General features: G+C 64.5%; 15 protein-coding genes and 1 tRNA gene. 11 read left to right on the top strand and 5 right to left on the bottom strand.

The window, feature by feature from the left end; translation table 11 throughout:
• Nucleotides 1-274 precede the first annotated feature (274 nt).
• Entirely contained in the window at nucleotides 275-1,654 is a 1,380-nt protein-coding gene (locus tag Spa11_RS01985; protein ID WP_145106158.1) for an MFS transporter, read from the bottom strand.
• Between the two features lie 442 nt (nucleotides 1,655-2,096).
• Between Spa11_RS01985 and asnS the strand changes: the two genes are divergently transcribed.
• The 5 genes from asnS (at nucleotide 2,097) to Spa11_RS01960 (ending at nucleotide 7,196) form a co-directional block, all read left to right on the top strand.
• Nucleotides 2,097-3,503, top strand: coding sequence for an asparagine--tRNA ligase (gene asnS, locus Spa11_RS01980; protein ID WP_145106155.1), 1,407 nt, complete (start codon nucleotides 2,097-2,099; stop codon nucleotides 3,501-3,503).
• Between the two features lie 61 nt (nucleotides 3,504-3,564).
• Nucleotides 3,565-4,374 (top strand): dihydropteroate synthase, encoded by an 810-nt coding sequence (folP, locus tag Spa11_RS01975; RefSeq protein WP_231933114.1) that lies wholly within the window; start codon nucleotides 3,565-3,567, stop codon nucleotides 4,372-4,374.
• 152 nt (nucleotides 4,375-4,526) lie between these two features.
• A complete protein-coding gene (locus Spa11_RS01970; RefSeq protein ID WP_145106151.1) occupies nucleotides 4,527-5,810 on the top strand; it encodes a glutamate-5-semialdehyde dehydrogenase in 1,284 nt (427 codons plus the stop codon).
• A 126-nt stretch (nucleotides 5,811-5,936) separates the two neighbouring features.
• Entirely contained in the window at nucleotides 5,937-7,040 is a 1,104-nt protein-coding gene (gene fliM / locus Spa11_RS01965; protein ID WP_145106147.1) for a flagellar motor switch protein FliM, read from the top strand.
• 82 nt (nucleotides 7,041-7,122) lie between these two features.
• A tRNA-Arg gene (locus tag Spa11_RS01960) sits at nucleotides 7,123-7,196 on the top strand.
• A 166-nt stretch (nucleotides 7,197-7,362) separates the two neighbouring features.
• Here Spa11_RS01960 and Spa11_RS01955 read toward each other — a convergent pair.
• Together Spa11_RS01955 and larC are read right to left on the bottom strand one after the other, a co-directional pair.
• Nucleotides 7,363-7,746, bottom strand: coding sequence for a hypothetical protein (locus tag Spa11_RS01955; RefSeq protein ID WP_145106144.1), 384 nt, complete (start codon nucleotides 7,744-7,746; stop codon nucleotides 7,363-7,365).
• A gap of 100 nt (nucleotides 7,747-7,846) precedes the next feature.
• A complete protein-coding gene (larC, locus tag Spa11_RS01950) occupies nucleotides 7,847-9,052 on the bottom strand; it encodes a nickel pincer cofactor biosynthesis protein LarC (protein ID WP_145106140.1) in 1,206 nt (401 codons plus the stop codon).
• A 206-nt stretch (nucleotides 9,053-9,258) separates the two neighbouring features.
• On the opposite strand from larC, the gene Spa11_RS01945 reads away from it, so the two are divergent.
• The 4 genes from Spa11_RS01945 (at nucleotide 9,259) to Spa11_RS01930 (ending at nucleotide 12,293) form a co-directional block, all read left to right on the top strand.
• Nucleotides 9,259-10,128 (top strand): hypothetical protein, encoded by an 870-nt coding sequence (locus Spa11_RS01945; RefSeq protein ID WP_145106137.1) that lies wholly within the window; start codon nucleotides 9,259-9,261, stop codon nucleotides 10,126-10,128.
• Nucleotides 10,128-10,532, top strand: coding sequence for a nucleotide pyrophosphohydrolase (locus Spa11_RS01940; protein WP_145106134.1), 405 nt, complete (start codon nucleotides 10,128-10,130; stop codon nucleotides 10,530-10,532). The genes Spa11_RS01945 and Spa11_RS01940 overlap by 1 nt, the downstream gene beginning before the upstream one ends.
• An 84-nt stretch (nucleotides 10,533-10,616) precedes the next feature.
• Nucleotides 10,617-11,780, top strand: coding sequence for an ATP-grasp domain-containing protein (locus tag Spa11_RS01935; RefSeq protein WP_145106131.1), 1,164 nt, complete (start codon nucleotides 10,617-10,619; stop codon nucleotides 11,778-11,780).
• A 27-nt stretch (nucleotides 11,781-11,807) separates the two neighbouring features.
• A complete protein-coding gene (locus Spa11_RS01930; RefSeq protein ID WP_145106128.1) occupies nucleotides 11,808-12,293 on the top strand; it encodes a YfcE family phosphodiesterase in 486 nt (161 codons plus the stop codon).
• 86 nt (nucleotides 12,294-12,379) lie between these two features.
• Here the strand turns inward: Spa11_RS01930 and rimI are convergent, their stop codons facing one another.
• Nucleotides 12,380-12,904, bottom strand: coding sequence for a ribosomal protein S18-alanine N-acetyltransferase (gene rimI / locus Spa11_RS01925; RefSeq protein ID WP_145106124.1), 525 nt, complete (start codon nucleotides 12,902-12,904; stop codon nucleotides 12,380-12,382).
• Nucleotides 12,905-13,336: 432 nt separating this feature from the next.
• On the opposite strand from rimI, the gene Spa11_RS01920 reads away from it, so the two are divergent.
• Together Spa11_RS01920 and Spa11_RS01915 are read left to right on the top strand one after the other, a co-directional pair.
• Nucleotides 13,337-15,145, top strand: a complete 1,809-nt coding sequence (locus tag Spa11_RS01920; protein WP_145106121.1) for a hypothetical protein — start codon at nucleotides 13,337-13,339, stop codon at nucleotides 15,143-15,145.
• A gap of 13 nt (nucleotides 15,146-15,158) precedes the next feature.
• Nucleotides 15,159-16,064, top strand: a complete 906-nt coding sequence (locus tag Spa11_RS01915; protein WP_231933112.1) for a glycosyltransferase family 2 protein — start codon at nucleotides 15,159-15,161, stop codon at nucleotides 16,062-16,064.
• A gap of 87 nt (nucleotides 16,065-16,151) precedes the next feature.
• On the opposite strand, the gene Spa11_RS01910 is transcribed toward Spa11_RS01915, so the two are convergent.
• The gene (locus Spa11_RS01910; protein WP_231933111.1) at nucleotides 16,152-17,309 is read right to left on the bottom strand and encodes a glycoside hydrolase family 18 protein; all 1,158 of its coding nucleotides are present in this window, start codon (nucleotides 17,307-17,309) and stop codon (nucleotides 16,152-16,154) included.
• Between the last annotated feature and the right edge of the window lie 183 nt (nucleotides 17,310-17,492).

Below are 17,492 nucleotides of genomic sequence, written 5' to 3'. Positions count from 1 at the left end.
GGGATAGGGGGATGTTGGTGATAGGGGGGGATCGCAAGCGGACGGTTGCGATCCCTCTTATCCTCAGGTCTGCCTTCGTAGAGAGCGCATCGAGAAACCATTGGGGATTTTGATCGCCAGCCGCATAGCGGCTGCTCGTTTACCTCCAACGGTATTACGACTCGCGTTCTACGGCGGACAAGCGTCCCTTACGCAAACGGTTAAACGACCGCTTGCGATCCCCCCTATCACCAACCTCCCCTCATCTCCTTTCCAAAACTCACCGCAATGAAGACTACTCCGGCAGGGGTTGGTCTTTCGTTTCGGGCGCAAAGGGGAGGGCGGCGAGGCCCACCAGGAAGATCGCGCACATCGCTACGGCGGCGTAGCGCTCGCGGAGGGGGGAGTCGTACTGGCCGAACATCTGGGCGGCGATCCACGCCGAGACGAAACTCCCGCCGGCTGCGGCGAAGCGGCCCAGATTGTAACAGAAGCTCGTGCCGGTGCTCCGCAGGCGGCTAGGGAACAACTCCGGTAGGTAGATCGCGTATCCGGCGAAGAGACCGAGCTGCGTCGCGCCCATCAGCGGCATCATCCAGTACGCGTCGGTGGGCGTCTCCATGTAGAGGTAGCTGTAGGCCGTCACCACCAGCGCCAAGGTAAAGCCGATCGCGAAGGCCGGCTTGCGGCCCAGACGGGTCGCCATCTGCGTGAAGACCCACATGCCCAGCGCGGCGCCGAGCATTTGAGCGAGGAACGCCCAGCCGCGTGCGTCCTTGACGGTCTTGGCTAGTTCGGCGCCTTCGAGTCCTTGTGCGCTGTAGTAGTCATCAAAGACGACTTTCTGCAAGTCGGTCGCATACTCGCCGATCGCCCACAGGCCGATGACGCCCGCCGAGGCAATCAGCGAGCCTACGACCAGGTTTCGCCGCCATCGCGACTCCGCCAACAGATCGGCGTACGGGGCGATGATCGCCCCCTTGGGAAGCGTCCCCGCCTCCTTTGCGCGGAGCCAAGACTCGGGCTCTTTGAGGAACAGCTGGATGAACACGACCAGCACCGCGGGGACGGCTCCGACCAAGAACATGTAGCGCCACCCTTGGCCCATCTCGATCGTGCCGGCGATCTCGAGCGCGTCGATCTGTTGCTTGACGAACACCGACGTCACGTTGCCGATTGTCGAGAGAATCTGCAGCATGCCGAGCGCGCCGGCTCGGGCGCCTGACGGGACGGTCTCGGCGATCAGCGCCACCGCGAGCCCGAACACCCCTCCCACTCCCAATCCCGTGAGAAATCGAAACAGCCCAAACTCCCAGACATTCTGGCTGAAGAAGTTGGCGCCGGTGCAGACCGAGTAGATGAGCACGGTGATGGTGAGCATCCGCGCGCGGCCGTAGCGATCGCCCATGGCTCCAAAGATCAGCCCGCCGATGCCCCAGCCGACGAGGAAGACCGCGGTAACGATCTTGCTGAGGTCCTGCACCTGGCCGGCGGTGGCGTCGGCGGGGCTCAACTCAGCGATAGCGGCGACCCGCGCGAGCGAGAACAGACGCTGGTCGAGGCAGTCGAAGAACCACGCCAGCGACGCGACAACGAACACGAACCAGTGGTAGGCGGTCAACTGCCGGAACCAGGGGCGGTTATCGACGACGGTCTCGGTAGCGGGCGCAGACATAGATCATCCGTCTTGAGAAGCAACGAGGGGGCCGGGGGGCCCGGGAAGGTTATCGCCTGCTGGCGCCAGCGGTTCAACCCGAGAACGCCCCTCGTCGGCGCTGCCCTGAGACGCGAAGATAGAATCTCAGCACCTAATTCGCAGCGTGATGGCTGAAAACGCGGGCCTTCGGGAAAGGAGATAATGGGGATGTTGGTGATAGGGGGGATCGCAAGCGGACGGTTCGGTCTCCCTCCCACCAAACCCAACTGACGTAATGAGCGCATCGAGACGCCGTCGGAGATTGTTTGCCAGCCGCGTAGCGGCTGGCCGGTTATCCCCAAACAGCACGTCAAACGCCCACCACGCCGATAGCGTCTCGATCTCACAGCCTGGTTCCCTATTCGCTTGCGATCCCCCCTATCACCAACATCCCCCTATCCCCTTTATCAAAAACGACGCCATGAAGAAGTTGTCGGTCAAGGAAGCCCGGCTTGCCGGCGCGATTGGCGCCGCCGCTAAGGTGCAGGGCTGGGTCCGTACGCGGCGTGACTCAAAAGGGGGCTTTTCTTTCGTCGAAGTGAACGACGGCACCTGCCTCGGCAATCTGCAGGTGATCGCGCCGGCGGAGATCGCGAACTACGAGAGCGAGGTGAAGCACCTCACGGCGGGGTGCAGCGTCACCGTTACTGGGGAGATTGTCGCCTCCGCCGGCGGCGAGCAGGCGGCCGAGCTGCGCGCCGAGTCGATCACCGTTCACGGCTGGGCCGAGCCCGAGACCTATCCACTACAGAAGAAGCGGCACTCGCTCGAGAAGCTGCGTGAGTGGGCCCACCTGCGGCCGCGGACCAACGCGATCGGCGCCGTGATGCGAGTTAGGCACCGCGTTTCGAAATCGATCCACGACTTCTTTCATGAGGACGGCTTCTTCTACGTTCATACGCCGATCATCACCGCCAGCGACTGCGAAGGCGCCGGCGAGATGTTCCGCGTCACGACGCTCGACATGGCCAACCCGCCGCGCGACGACAAGGGCGCGATCGACAACGCGAAGGACTTCTTCGGACGGCCGGCGTACCTGACCGTGTCAGGACAGCTCGAAGGCGAGATCTACGCCAGCGCGCTGGGCAAGGTGTACACGTTCGGCCCGACGTTCCGCGCCGAGAACTCCAATACGTCGCGCCATCTGGCCGAGTTCTGGATGGTCGAGCCCGAGGCGGCGTTCTTCGAGCTGACCGACAACATCGACCTCGCCGAGCGTTTCTTGAAGCGAATCGTCAACGACGTGCTCGCCGATTGCCAAGAGGACCTCGCACTCTTCCAGCAGCACATCGACAAGACGGTGCTGGAGCGGCTCGAAGGCTTACAGAGCGGCGCCTTCACACGATTGCCGTACACCGAAGCCATCACGCTGCTTGCAGGCTCAGCCGAGAAGTTCGAGTACCCCGTCGAGTGGGGGACCGACCTGCAAGCCGAGCACGAGCGTTGGCTTACCGAGAAGCACTTCAAAGGGCCGGTGGTGCTGACGGATTACCCGGCGTCAATCAAGCCGTTTTACATGTTCGTGAACGAGCCGGACACCGAAGGGCGCCTGACAGTGCGGGCGATGGACGTGCTCGTGCCGGGCGTCGGCGAGATCATCGGCGGCAGCCAGCGCGAGCACCGCCTCGACATGCTGGAAACGCGTATGGCGGAGCAAGGACTCAACCCGGCCGACTACTGGTGGTACGCCGATTTGCGGCGCTACGGCACCGTCCCGCACGCCGGCTTCGGGCTGGGCCTCGAGCGGATGGTGCAGTACGTCACGGGGATGGCGAACATCCGCGACGTGATCCCCTTCCCCCGCACGCCGGGATCGGCGGAGTTTTGAGGGTCACGGCTTGCCAAGATGCGGTTCGCTTGAGACCTCTGCCTTTCTATGCTCGTCGTGTATGGACCGCTCAATCCCAGTTGTCATGGGTGTCGTCAACGTGACGCCCGATTCGTTCTCGGATGGCGGGCGGTTCTTCGACGCCGACCACGCGGTTGAACACGCACTGCAACTCGCTGCCGAAGGCGCGGCGATCCTCGACATTGGCGGTGAGAGCACCCGTCCCGGCGCTGAGTCCGTTTCGGTCGATGAAGAGTTGCGGCGTGTCGTGCCGGTGATCGAGCGGGTTGCGGCGCAGTCCGACGTTGCGATCTCGATCGACACCAGCAAGGCCGTTGTCGCGCGCGATTCATTGGCTGCCGGCGCTACCCTCATCAACGATATCACGGGCCTGGCGGGTGACGCAGAGATGCTCGATGTCGTTGCTGCGAGCGATTGCCGCGTTTGCGTCATGCACATGCGGGGCACGCCGCGGACGATGCAAGACAACCCGCAATACGACGACGTCGTCGGCGAGGTGATGGGCTACTTGGCCGAGCGGCGCAACGCGCTCGAAGTCGCCGGCGTTAGCCGCGATCGCATCTTGCTCGATCCGGGGATCGGCTTCGGCAAGAACGGCGCGCACAACCTCGAGTTGCTGCGGAGGATCGGCGAGTTCCACGAGTTGGGCTGCCCGCTGCTCGTAGGGCATTCTCGCAAGCGGTTCCTCGGCGAGGTCCTCGGCGACCCGACCGCCGACCGAACCGCCGCGACGCTCGGCGTGTCCCTGTGGCTCGCTTCACAAGGGGTGCAAGTGATCCGCGTCCACGACGTCCGGCTAACCGTCGAGGCGCTGAAGGCGTTCCACGCGGTTGCTTCTAGCGAGCCGTAAGCGTCAGCGCCCGGAGTGTGTCTGGTACTCGCTGCAACTCCGGGAGCTTACGCTTCCCGGCTCGCATAGACGTTTCCCATTTGGTTGTTGGTTTTAGCCACCACATCGGCGATAATGGGAGGAATTCGCTTTCAAAGTCTGCAAGAACCGTTATGTCCCTTCTCGACACCCCCGCCGTGAAAGACCTAGCCGCTTACTGCCGTGACGTCGCTCAGCGCGCCAAACGCGCCTCCGCCGCCCTCGCCACAGTGCTCGGCGAGGTGAAGATTGCGTGGCTGCTGCGGTCGGCCGAACTGCTCCGCGCCAGCTCAGAGCGGCTCGCCGAAGCGAACCAGCTCGACCTCGACGCGGCGCCGGGCTACGGCCTCACCGACGCCGCGATTGACCGCCTGCGGCTGACGCCCGAACGCATTGAGTCGATCGCTGCGGCGCTCGAAGAAGTGGCGGCGCTCCGCGACCCGATCGGCGCGGTGATCGACTCGACGGTGCGGCCCAATGGTCTGCGGATCGACAAGGTGCGGGCGCCGCTGGGCGTGGTTTTTTTCATCTACGAGTCGCGACCCAACGTCACCGCCGACGCCGCGGCGATTTGCGTGAAGGCGGGCAACGCCGTCATCCTCCGCGGCGGCAAGGAAGCGATCCATTCGTCGCAGGCGATCGTCGATCTGCTCGCCCAAGCCGCACAAGAGATCGGCCTCCCCGAAGACGCTGTGCAGCTAGTGAGCACCACCGACCGCGAGGCGGTGGGCCACTTCCTGTCGATGAACGACTTCATCGACGTGGCGATCCCGCGTGGCGGCGAGGGCCTCATCCGCCGCGTCGCGGCCGAGGCGACGATGCCTGTCATCAAGCACTTCGACGGCAACTGCCACGTCTACCTCGACGCGTCGGCCGACCCGGAGTTCGCCGAGCGGATCACGCTCAACAGCAAGACGCACCGTTACGGCGTCTGCAACGCGGCCGAGTCGCTGCTGGTGCACGCCGACGCCGCCGAGCGGCTGCTGCCCCGGGTCGCTAAGGCGCTAACGGACGCGGGCGTCGAGGTCCGCGGCGACGAGCGTGTCCGCAAGCTCGTGCCAACCGCGAAGCCGGCGAGCGAGCAAGACTTCGGCGCCGAGTACCTCGGGCCGATCATCTCCGCCGCAGTGGTCGATTCGCTCGAAGCGGCGATTGACCACATCAACCGCTACGGCTCGCACCACACCGACGCCATCGTCACAACCGACCTGGCCTCGGCCCAGCGGTTTACAGCCGCGGTGGATAGCGCTGCGGTCGTCGTCAATGCTAGCACCCGCTTCAACGACGGCGGCGAGTTCGGTCTCGGCGCCGAGATCGGCATCAGCACCGACAAGTTCCACGCCCGCGGCCCCTGCGGCGTCGACGAGTTGACGACGTACAAGTACGTGGTGACGGGGACGGGACAAATCAGAGGCTAGAGGTTTGCTAGCAGACGGCCTACGAGAGGGCTGCGCGGGCCGGGGCGGCACAACTGACCGTGCAATGTTGTCGGCAATTGCCTAGCCTCTAGCCTCTATCATCTAGCCTCTGTCGCGCAGCGACCCGTGTCCGACGAAGTCCTCAGCCAAGACGAGATCGAGAGCCTGCTCGGCAAGGCGGCCCCGGCTGCGCCGAAGAAGGCGGAGTCCAAAGCGGCGTCAAAAGCGGCCGTTACCCAGCCCGCGCCGTCTTCGCAGCCGGTCTCGTTCGGCGGCCAGGGGATTGTTCCGACAATCGCGCCGCTGCCGGCGCCGACCGAGAAGGTCACCACCTACGACTTCAAGCGTCCCGAGCGCGTCGGCAAAGAGCAGATGCGCGCGCTCCAGACGATGCACGAGGGTTTCAGCCGTAACTACGGCGCCGCCCTCTCGGCGTTGCTGCGAACCATCGTCGAGGTGAAGCTCACGAGCGTCGACCAACTCACCTACAGCGAGTTCGTCTTTAGCCTCGAGAACCCCACCTGCTTCAACCTGATCAACGCCCCGCCGCTCGAAGGTCAGTTGATCCTCGACATCAACCCGTCGCTGCTGTTCCCGATCATCGACCGCTTGCTCGGCGGCACGGCCGACGCGTCGAACCCCGCGCGGCGGCCGCTCACCGAGATCGAACTGCGTCTGGCGAGCCGCGTGACGTCGCTCTTCCTTAACGAGATCAAGATCGCGTGGATGAACGTGATCGAGCTCTCGCCGGAGATCGATCACGTCGAGAGCAACCCGCAGCTCGTGCAGATCGTGCCGCCGAACGAAGTGATCGTGCTAATCAGCTTCGAGCTGACGATCGGCGACGTCCGCGGCATGATGAACCTCTGCATCCCGTTCAACTCGATCGAGCGGATCGGCGGCAAGCTCAGCGCCAACAGCTGGGTCACTTACAGCAAGAAGCCTTCGACGCCGGAGTCGGTGCAGCAGATCAGCGACCGGTTGGGTCATTCGATCGTCGAGCTGTCGGTCGATCTGGCGACCTCGCAGATCTCAACGGCGGACCTCGTGGGCCTGCGAGTCGGCGACATCATCACAACCGAGAAAGACATCCACGCCCCACTGGTGGTGTCGGTCGAGGGCCGCAAGAAGTTCCACGCGTCGCCCGGCGCCTTCAAGGGCCGCAAAGCGGTGCAGATCACCGAGCCGATCGTCGAACGGCATGTCGCCGTCGGCAAACAGGCCGGCTGACCGCACGAAACCGCCCACTCTGTGGCCTCGCCGCCGGCGTGCTAAGCTATGGCGACGGCGTCACCCTTTAGACGCCCGTCACGCGCCCGTAGCTCAGCTGGATAGAGCAGCGGACTTCTAATCCGCAGGTCGCAGGTTCGAGCCCTGCCGGGCGTGCTATGTTGACGCGGCTTTCTACCATCGGCCCCCCGCTGAGTGGCTCGGGCTGCCGGCAGAAGGCACGGTTGGCTTGCGAGGATTAGTCTCGTAAGACCTACGGTAAACGGCCCGCGACACTAACCGTCTCCGATGTGAGGCAGGCGCCATGTGACCCGGCTTTCGCTCAATCGGTCGTCCCTTGGCCTCCCTTCTTGACCTCGGCCTCGTGCAAGAGCGTCTCGAGTCGTTTGATCTGTTCATCGCTTTGAGCGAGGAGCTGTTGCAGCAGAACAAGCTTGGTGTCGATCTGGCCGGTGAGGTCGCGGGCCAATTCGTGCAGTTCGACTTGTTGTCGGTCGAACTTCGCCGCCGTGTCATTTTGGGAGCCGTCCCACTGGTGCGTTGGACGAGGCTGGGCGTCGAGCGGTGGCCCGGACCCGCCGCGAGTGCGTTTGCTCTGCCGGCGCCAATTGATCCGCAGCAGAATAAAGGTGAGCGCTGCGCACCCGGCGGCGAACATCGCGGCGGGAAGCCAGGGCGTATCGGCGGCTAGCAACGCCAGGGGCATAAAGAGCTCACCACAAAGGAACGAAGGAACAAAGAAGCGGAATCGCCGCCTGAGCTGTGGCCTTCCTTCGTTCCTTTGTTCCGTCGTGGATCATTTAGTCTTACTGTCCGCCCCAAGCGGCGCTTGCGGCTTGGCTCACATCACGGACCGTTACGCCTGCGCCGTCAGCGAGGGCTTTGCAATCCTCGTACTCGGGCGTGAATCGTTCGCCGGCCCCGCCGGGGAGCGTGGCGACGACACCGGACGTCTCGCCCCAGGGAGTGGTAACCGTCACCTTCCGCCGTGGCAGGACGATCCGCTCGACCGTTTGGCGACGCATGCCTAGTGCCGTGGTGTGACGGAAAACGATGGTGGCGAGCCGTTCGGCATCGGCGGGCGTCGCTTGCACGGTGAGCAACACGCCCGGGCGGTGCTTCTTCATCTGCAAGGGCGACAGCGCCACGTCGAGCGCGCCGGCGGCCCAGAGGCGTTCGACGCAGTCGCCGATCGCCTCGCCCGACGAGTCGTCGAGATTCGTTTCCAACAGGACGATCGTCGATACGGGGTCGCTCGATGGCGCCGCTTCGCCGCTCTTCGTGCCGACAACAAGTCGCAACACGTTCGGGTGATCGAAGTCCTTCTGGCCCGCGCCGAAGCCGATGCGCTCGATCGTCATCGCCGGCAGCGGACCGAACGACTTGGCGAGCTCTTTGACGATGGCGGCGCCGGTGGGCGTCGTGAGCTCGCCGACGACCGGACCCGTGGGCGGGTGCTCGGCGAGGGGCACGCCCATCAAGAGCTCGGCCGTCGCCGGCGCGGGGATTGCGCAGCGGCCGTGGGCGATCTGGATGAAGCCGCTGCCAGTTGGCACCGGCGCGCAGTGGACTTCGTCCACGTTCAAGAGGTCCCAGCCGATTGCGGCGCCGACAATGTCGGCGATCGAGTCGATGGCGCCGACTTCGTGGAAGTGGACCTTCTCGAGCGTCGAGCCGTGGACCTTCGCCTCGGCCTCGGCGATGCGGCGGAAGATGGCGGTCGCTAGCGTGTGGGCCCGCGGCGTGAGCGACCCGCCGTCGATCATCTTCTGGATGTGGTGCAGGTGCCGGTGGGCGTGCTCGGGCTCGTGCTCGACGACGACCTGCGTCGCCCGGAAACCCTGCTTCTTGACCTGTGTGGCGATGAGGCGGCAGTTGGGCGTGTTGTCGGGCCAGGCGAGCGAGTCGAGCCCGGCCTGGATCGCGGCGAGATCAACGCCGGCGTCCACGAGGGCGCCCAGCGTCATATCACCGCTGACGCCGCTAGCACAGTCGAGGTAAGCGATACGCATAGAAGCAGTTGGCGGTTAGTCGTTAGCGGTTAGCGAGCAATGGCGGAGTTTAGCAAACTTTGAGCCGCGCCCGTCAGGTAGCGGAGTTGCTAGCGGGGCGGCTCCGCTACCTGACGGGCGCGGCTCGAACGGGAGCTTCGCCGTTGACCCACCCTCATCGATTTCCTAGCGTCCATGAGCTTTCCGTCTCGCCCGGACCGATGCCGATGCCGCTCGATCACCAACCGCCGCTCCGCCTGGTCGCCGTCGCGGCCGACGTGCGTCGTGCGCGGTCGTTGGCGGCGAGTGTAGCGTCGGCGTTCGACGCGGCGGAACCGGTGCTGGTGGCGACGGTGGCCGAGGCCCTGGCTGCGCTGCGTCGCGAGCCGTTCGACGCGCTGGTGGCGTTGCATGAGCCCCCAACCGTCGACGCCTTAGTCTTGGCTCGCGCGTTGCGTGGGGCAGGGGACGAAACGCCGGTCGCGATTCTTGGCGCTGCGCGGGCGATCGACCTGGAAGCGGCGTCTTGGGACGCCGGCGCCGATGAGTACGCCTGTCTTGCCGAGACGACTGCCGCGCAACTCGCCGGCCGGATGCGGCGGGCAATCGAGGCGCGTGAGCGACTGCGAGAGATGCGGCGGGCGTTGCTCGCCGAGCAACAGCAGCTCGCACGCGACGAAGAGCAGTCTCGGCGGCTCGTCGAGTCGCAGCAGCGTTTGGTGGCGGAGTTGCGGATGCTCCCCGATCAGCCGCTCGCCGACGTCGTGACGACACTCCGACTCAATCGCGACGCGGGCGCCGCTTACTCCGACCTTCTGCGGCGGGCGGTGGTTTCCGGCTCGCCACGGAGCGACGAACTTACGCGACTCGCGGATGACCTCGCCGACGAGGGCATCACCGGCCCGCGGCTCTTGGAGCTGCATCTGGCGGCGGTGAATGACACGGTCGCCGGACTGGCCCCTCGGGCGGCCCAGGCGGTCCGTGACGAGGCCGATCGGCTCCTCTTCGAAGCGGTCGTTCACTTGGCCGAGGCTTACCGGCGGCGTTATCTTCGGGCGGTTCCCGCCCAAGTAACGCCAGCCTCGAAAGCCGCTTAATGCCAACCGAACGAACCGAAGCTAACAGGGCCGATCGCGGCGACGACGCCACCACCGTCGCCGAACTCCGTCAGCTTGTTGAAGACTTCGTCGCCGAGCGCGACTGGTCGCGTTATCATTCGCCAAAGAACCTGGCGATGTCGATCGCGATCGAAGCGGCCGAGCTGATGGAGCACTTTCAGTGGCTCGACCCGGCCGAAGCCCAGGCCGTCGTCGCCGACCCAACAAAGCGTGCCGCCGCCGCAGAAGAACTGGCCGATGTGGTGGGCTACTGCTTCGCGATGTCGGGCGCGCTGGGCGTGGACCTCTCGCAAACCGTGCGGGCCAAAATGCGCCGCAACCATGAGAAGTACCCGGCGGCGGTGTTCCGCGGGAAGCCGAGTTATGAGCGCCCGAAGGATTAGAACCACGGATGACACGGATGTCGAGTGACGTGTTTGATCTGTTGTGACAGCGAAGCGGCTTGTCTTTTTTCATCCGTGATATCCGTGTCATCCGTGGTTCCTTCAGAACGACCAACTCGCCTCGCGATCGTCGGCGCCAGTGTCCGCGCCGCGGCGCAGTCGGCGCTGCGGGCAGGGTTTGAGGTGGTTGGCGCCGATCTGTTTGCCGACGCCGATCTTGATGGGGTTTGTCCGATCACGAAGATCGAGGATTACCCGCACGGCTTCGTCGATTGGCTTGCGAAGCAGGATGTCGATGCGTGGATGTACACGGGGGCGCTGGAGAACTACCCGGACCTTGTCGATCAGATGGCGGCGATTAGGCCGCTGTGGGGTGTGAGCGGTGAGGCGCTGCGGCGATGCCGTGATCCTTCTGAATACGGCTACCATCTCTTCAAGGCGGATGTTCCCTATCCCGCGACGATAAGAGCAACTCCAGGTAAATCCTACAAAACTTACTGGCCATGGGGGCCGTCACTGGCCAAATCGTACCGGCAAAGTAACGGGGCGGGCGTATGGCGGATCAACAACCAAGACGACTACGATCGAGCAGTCAATCTCGGAATGTATATCCAGGATCACCTGCAGGAGGGCGAGAGTCTCTCTGCCTTGTTTGTCGCCGATACCCAAGGCGCAACGCTGCTTGGACTGTCCGAACAACTTGTCGGAGATAGTGACAACGAATTCCATTACCGAGGGTCGATCGGCCCGCTGGCGCCTTCTGTTTCTCACGCGATCACCTTGGACAACCTTGGCCGTTGCCTAAGCAGTTCGCTCGGTCTTCGAGGGGTTGTCGGTGTCGATCTCATTCAGTTTGAGCAGCTTCTTTGCGTAATCGAGATCAACCCTCGCTACACGGCGTCGGTCGAAGTGATCGAACGAGCGAACGGCGTTTCGGCGGTCGCGGCGCATGCGGCGTGCTTTGCTGAGGGGCTTGAACCGGGTACTGAGTCACAACCCGGTAAGCACGTCGGCAAACGCATCCTTTACGCTGCGGAGCCGATCCAGGTTGGAGAGTCGCTCGCTGGCGAATTGCTCGAACTTCATCGCGCGGGTCGCGTGGCGGATGTCCCTCGCGCGGGGACGGCGATCGGGGCGGGAGAACCGATCTGTACGATCTTGGTAGAATCAGAGTCTTGCTCAGCGGTTGCGGAAGGGCTGGATGCTCTCGCTGAAATCTTGCTTGCCCGGTTCGCTACCCGCGGCTAGCGCCGACGGCTCAATTCAGAGACTCTTATGCGTATTGGCGTTGTTAGCGACACCCACGGCTCGGTCGATCACACGCGGCCGGCGATTCGGATGCTTGAGTCGCTGGAGGTCGAGGTCGTGCTGCATTGCGGCGACATCGGGTCGGCCGAGCTGGTTGAGATGTTCGCCCCGTGGCCGACGCACTTTGTGTTCGGCAACTGCGACTACGACCAGGCTGAGTTGCGCCGCGCGATCGAGGCGGCGGGCCAGACGTGCCACGAGCTGTTCGGCGATATCGAGCTAGCCGGCGTGCGGATCGCGCTGCTACACAGCCACGACCGCGGCGCGTTCCGCAGCGCCATCCAGTCGGGCGATTACGCCCTCGTCTGCTACGGCCACACGCACATCGCCGCGGCCGACAAGCAGGGCGACACGCTGGTGCTCAACCCCGGGGCGCTCTATCGCGCGGACCGGCACACGATCGCGGTGGTAGAGCTGCCGACAGTGGAAGCGACACACGTGGGTGTCTCGTGAGGGGATAGATGGCAGATGATAGATGTTAGAGCGCAAGCGACGCCTGGTGCTCTACCTTCTGCCATCTATCCTCTGTCCTCTTCCACTCAGCCCGCCATCCGCAAATTCGCCCCATCGACCGGCAGGAACTCGATCTCGCCGGCGCGGTGGTAGTACTGCATCAGGTAGGCGTCTTCCGGCGAGTCGTCATAGAAGTCACGGAGGACGCTCGTGGCGCGGAAGCCGGTTTGCTTGAAGAAGAGCTGCGCGTCGAGGTTGGTCTCACGCACTTCGAGCGACAGACGCGTCCGGCGCTGGCTGCTGAGCTTGGCGATCAGCTTCTCGACCATCTGCGAGCCGACATGGCGGCGGCGTGTGTCGGCGGCGACGGCAAAGTTCAGCAGGTGGAGGCGCGTTTTGTGGAGTTCATAGATCATGAAGCCCAGCACGCGGTCGCCGCGTTCGGCGACCATGCCGATGCAGTTGCGGCGGCGCAGGCAGGCGACGAAGTCTTCCTCGCTCCATGGGAACTCGAACGCCGACTTCTCGATCTGGAGCACCTGTTCCATATCGCGGCGGATCATCCAGCGGATGTGGACGTCGAGCCGCGTGTAGGTTTCGGTGATCGGCATCGTTGAGCTCCTGTCTCGATAACCGGTGCGTCGCTGAGCGGCGGGCCGGGTGGTTCCGTCCATTCGATTAGGCCGGCGGAGATCGTAGTGGGCAACCCATCCGTTGGGGCCCCGACGTCCGCGGCAGGGGGGAAACTATCAGAACCTCCTTGAGCGTGCCAAGGCGAAAGAATCGTTAAGACGCCGGCGCCTCAAAGCATTGCGCCAGTTGCACTTGACGCCGCCTGACAAAGGCTTCTCGACCGCGCCTTTCCGGACGTGTGGGCGGCGCCGATTCGCCAGCTTGGGGGCTTTGCGCAGCCTGGCGTTTGGCGGGATTTACCGCTTGGGGACCGTGCGCCGCCTGGGAGTGTCGTACGCTTTCAAGTCGCGGTGCGCCTCGGGCGTACGCAGGCGGTCCGCCGCGGCCCACGATTCCGTTCAGGCCGTTTGATGACCCCGTCCCCCGCCGCCCTGCCGTCCAGCGCCGACGACGGCGGCGCTCGGCGCGACTACCAGGTCTTTCGCCGGTTGGTGATTGCGCTGTTGGTCGTGGCGTGCGCGGGACCGCTGGCGCTCAACGTCGCCGACCCCGACCTGTGGGGCCATGTCCTCTACGCCGAGGAGTGGATTGCCGACGGCAAGCTTCCCCGCACCGCGACCCACACGTACACGGCCGAGGGTCACCCGTGGGTCAACCACGAGAACCTCGCCGAGTTGGCCCTCGCCTACGGCTTCCGCACGCTCGGCGTGCCCGGGATGCTGGCGGCGAAGGTCGTGCTGGGGATGGCCATTTTGCTGCTGATGTCGCTCGCGGCACAGCGGCAAGGCGTCCGACCGATCGCTGCCTGGGCGACGTTCTTGCTCGTCTCGTACAACCTGCATGCGTTCTTCCCGCTACGTCCCCAGTTGCTGAGCTTCTTGTGCTGCGCCGTCATGCTCTTCGTAATCGAGCGGGCCTTTGACGCTTGGGGATATCGCCGCACCGACTTCACCAACACCCGTCGCAAGTCCGACAACTCCCCGATCGAGTGGCGTTGGCTCATGGGGCTGCCCGTGCTGTTTGTGGTGTGGGCGAATTCCCACGGTGGGTTTGCCCTGGGTCTCGTGCTGCTAGCAGCAATCCTCGGCGGCAGGGCGATCGAGCTGGTGTACCGATTGGGCGCCGCTGGCGTCGGCCGTGCGATGGGGCTGCTTGGCGTGGGCGCCGCTTGTGGCGCCGCTACGCTGGCCACGCCCTATGGCTACGGGCTCCACTTATGGATGAAAGGGTCGCTGGGACAGCCCCGGCCGGAGATTACCGAATGGCTCGCGCCGCAGCCGGGCAACCCGGTCTTCTGGCCGTTCGTCTCGCTGCTCGCCCTTTCAATCGCTGCCTATGCCTTCACGGATCGCCGCCGCGACGCGGTGAAGATGGTCGTGCTCGCGTTGGTCGCCTGGCAGGCCGCCTCGCATCTCCGTCACATCGCCTTCTTCGCCTTGCTGTGCGGTTTCTGGCTGCCGCCTCACCTCCAGTCGATCGCCGGGCGCCTACGGAACCGGGCGGTGGAAGGACTGCCCACGGCGCACCTCAACTCGTGGATGCGTGTAGGAATCGCGTCGGCGCTTGCCGGCGCGATTGGCTTGCAGGCATTGTTCCTTGGACAACGGATCGCTGCTTTCCCCGTTTATCGGTCCTGGTACCCGGTCGATGCGCTGCAGTGGATGTCCGAGCAGCGTGCTGCGGGCAACCTGCTGGTCTCTTTCAACTGGGCCCAATACGCCCTCGCCGCGTTGGCGCCGGAGATGCGGGTGCAGTTCGATGGTCGGTTCCGTACTTGCTACCCGCAGGAAGTCATCGATCGACACTTCGACTTCCTGCTTGGGGACGGCTCTCCGCGTTTCCGCAGTGAGACCTCGGGGCCTATCGACGGCGCCCGCACGCTAGAGATCGATCGGCCCGACTACGTGCTGGTCGATCGCAAGTACCAGAACGCCGTCAGCGTGATGGCAAACGCTGGTGAAGCTGAGGACTCCGAGTGGACCCTCGTCTATCAGGACGCGGTCGCTCAGGTCTGGGGCCGGCGCGACGTGGTTGACGAAGTGTCGTCCTCGCAATTCGTGCCGCCCGACCGGCGTTTCGTCTCGGAGCACCTGTCACACACGGCCGTTCAGTGGCCAGCCTTGCCGCGGCTGAAGACGCCTCAGCCCTCCACGACGGGCCTCACTGAAGTCGCGGGCCGCGGCGCCGACGCCCCCGCTAAACCGTACAATGAAGGGTGAGTGAGGAATCAACATGAGTCTGCTAGAACAGCTTGAGAAAGAAGTCGCCGCCACTGTCGCGACGCCCCATTCCGCTGCTTACGAACCGCCAGCAGCGGAAGAGGCGATTCATAGGCGGATTGAACGGACTCTCGCCGAGGCCGAGGCAGCGCTCGAAGAAGCCCGTCGCCACGGCGACTTGGCCCTCGACGTTCCTGCGCGTCGCAAGACCGACCGCCCCGTTAACACGCGGCTCAAGGTCTCGGTCTTGATGCCGGTCTATAACGAGATGGCGACGATCCGTGAGATCGTCGCCCGCGTCCGCGATCAAGCGCGGCACGACGAGGTCCTGATCGTTGACGATTGCAGCACCGATGGCACGCGCGATGTGCTGATTGAGTTGGACCGCGAGTGCGACGACGTGCGTGTCGTCCTGCACGGTTACAACAAGGGCAAGGGCGCGGCGCTGCGGACGGCGCTGTCGCATGCGCGAGGCGATATCGTCCTGGTTCAAGACGCCGATCTCGAGTACGACCCCGCCGACTACGCCAAGCTGATCGAGCCTATCCAACGGGGCGAGGCCGACGTGGTCTATGGCTCGCGGTTCCTCGTGAACGCCGAGCAGGACCCGTCGCGGATGCACCGGTTTGGCAACTGGATGCTCACCGCCGCGTCAAACCTGACGACGGGGCTCCACCTGACGGACATGGAGACCTGTTACAAGGCGATGCGCCGAGACGCGCTGCGCGGCGTTCTCATCCGCGAGAACCGCTTCGGCTTCGAACCCGAGATCACCGCGAAGCTCGCCCGCCGCGGCTGCCGATTCAAAGAGGTCCCGATCGCCTACAACAGCCGCGGGTGGGAAGAGGGGAAGAAGATCGGCCCACGCGACGCCTTCCGGGCGCTGTGGTGCATTGGACGCTACGCGTTTTGGGATTGAAAACGTGGGCGATCCGGCGACGTTCGTCGTTGATGGAACCTTGGTGTGCTCGCCTCCCACCGACGACTAACGTCGCCGGCTCGCCGTCTATTCCTTGGGCCATGCGTTGTTTGCGGCGTCGATGAGCCAGTGGCGGCCGTCGGGCATGCGGTCCTGGTGGATCGCCCAGAAGTACATGCCGCGATAGCCCTGCTCGTTGGCCCAGACGGCTTTGCCGTGGACCGAGTTGCGGTCGTCGTAGCTGATTAACACCGGCCCGTCGTAGACATTCTCGTCGACGGTCCTGAGCGGCGCGTCACTCTCTGCATTCGGCTCGTTCGGCGGTTCGGGGCTGCTGAGCCACGGCGCCCGGCTCTCGTTGTCCCACTCGGCGCGCCAGCCTTCGTCGACAAGCTTGCGAACCGCCGAAAACGCCATGACTTGGTGACGCCGTCGCTGCTCGGGATCGAGTTGCTCAAATGGCTTCGCCACCGGCATCGAACGGCCGTAGAAGGGGACGCCGACGACGAGCTTGTCCTTGGGCACGCCGCGCTGCCGCTCCCAGTACCGTGTCGCCGTAGCGACGCTGCGTTTCTCTCGCTCGGGGTCGAGCGACGATGGGAAGAGCGGCGCGTGGTGGGCGGCGTGTAACGACCAGGGATCGGCCATGTCGTACGCCATGACGCCGAGCCAATCGACAAGCGGGACAATCCTCTTGGCGTCGATCCACTGACCGAAGTCAGGCGAAGCGCTGACAGAGGTCGTCATTAGGTAGGGCGACTTGCGTTGCATCCGCTTCGCCTCGGCATTGAGTTGGCGACGCAGCTCGGCGAGCAGGCGGGCGTGGCCCTCGCTTGTGGCGGCGTCGCGCGGGAACTCCCAGTTGAGATCGACGCCGTCGTACTTGCCGTCGGCGACGACCTTCACGATGTCGGCGGCGAGTTGCTTCGTCGAAGATTCGGCAGCCGTTGCCTTTTCAAGCCCCGCCACGGAGTTCCCGCCGCCCACCACAACGAGCACGGGCACGCCGTTCTTGCGGCCCTCAGCGGTGAGCGCGCCGTTGGGAACCGCATCGGTCGCGAGGACCTTCCCCCCGGCGTCGAGGCTTAAATAGCAGTGGCTTAGGTGCGTGAGTCCGTCCCACGGGATCTGTTCGACGGCGAGATTCCCGAACGTGGCGAAGTAACCAACCATGACCCGTTCGGCGGCGGCGGGCAGAGCGGAAAGAGCAAGGAATAACGCGAGAGTGCGGACGAAAGAAGTCATCAGCGATATCACGACGTTGAAGGAATTGAATGACTGTGCGGGTCGGCTCACCATCGCAGCTACCGTCGCCCGGCGCGCGGGTTGCTCGCTCCCTTGCGGCCGTCAGGCTTCTCAAGATAACGACTCACACCTATCGTAGCTGGTGGCGGACTACTTCGCCTCTCACCTGCGACCCTCAAGGAG

The organism is Botrimarina mediterranea (assembly GCF_007753265.1).
In the GTDB taxonomy this organism is placed as follows: domain Bacteria; phylum Planctomycetota; class Planctomycetia; order Pirellulales; family Lacipirellulaceae; genus Botrimarina; species Botrimarina mediterranea.
This window is presented reverse-complemented; position numbering and strand designations above follow the sequence as displayed.

What these genes read in the sequence shown, in the direction of transcription:
- Spa11_RS01940 (WP_145106134.1), top strand. Translation starts at nt 10,128, where the DNA reads ATGCCAACCGAACGAACCGAAGCTAACAGGGCCGATCGCGGCGACGAC.
- Spa11_RS01945 (WP_145106137.1), top strand. Translation starts at nt 9,259, where the DNA reads ATGCCGCTCGATCACCAACCGCCGCTCCGCCTGGTCGCCGTCGCGGCC.
- Spa11_RS01915 (WP_231933112.1), top strand. Translation starts at nt 15,159, where the DNA reads ATGAGTCTGCTAGAACAGCTTGAGAAAGAAGTCGCCGCCACTGTCGCG.
- Spa11_RS01910 (WP_231933111.1), bottom strand. Translation starts at nt 17,309, where the DNA reads ATGACTTCTTTCGTCCGCACTCTCGCGTTATTCCTTGCTCTTTCCGCT.
- Spa11_RS01970 (WP_145106151.1), top strand. Translation starts at nt 4,527, where the DNA reads ATGTCCCTTCTCGACACCCCCGCCGTGAAAGACCTAGCCGCTTACTGC.
- Spa11_RS01985 (WP_145106158.1), bottom strand. Translation starts at nt 1,654, where the DNA reads ATGTCTGCGCCCGCTACCGAGACCGTCGTCGATAACCGCCCCTGGTTC.
- larC (WP_145106140.1), bottom strand. Translation starts at nt 9,052, where the DNA reads ATGCGTATCGCTTACCTCGACTGTGCTAGCGGCGTCAGCGGTGATATG.
- Spa11_RS01920 (WP_145106121.1), top strand. Translation starts at nt 13,337, where the DNA reads ATGACCCCGTCCCCCGCCGCCCTGCCGTCCAGCGCCGACGACGGCGGC.
- asnS (WP_145106155.1), top strand. Translation starts at nt 2,097, where the DNA reads ATGAAGAAGTTGTCGGTCAAGGAAGCCCGGCTTGCCGGCGCGATTGGC.
- folP (WP_231933114.1), top strand. Translation starts at nt 3,565, where the DNA reads ATGGACCGCTCAATCCCAGTTGTCATGGGTGTCGTCAACGTGACGCCC.
- Spa11_RS01955 (WP_145106144.1), bottom strand. Translation starts at nt 7,746, where the DNA reads ATGCCCCTGGCGTTGCTAGCCGCCGATACGCCCTGGCTTCCCGCCGCG.
- Spa11_RS01930 (WP_145106128.1), top strand. Translation starts at nt 11,808, where the DNA reads ATGCGTATTGGCGTTGTTAGCGACACCCACGGCTCGGTCGATCACACG.
- rimI (WP_145106124.1), bottom strand. Translation starts at nt 12,904, where the DNA reads ATGCCGATCACCGAAACCTACACGCGGCTCGACGTCCACATCCGCTGG.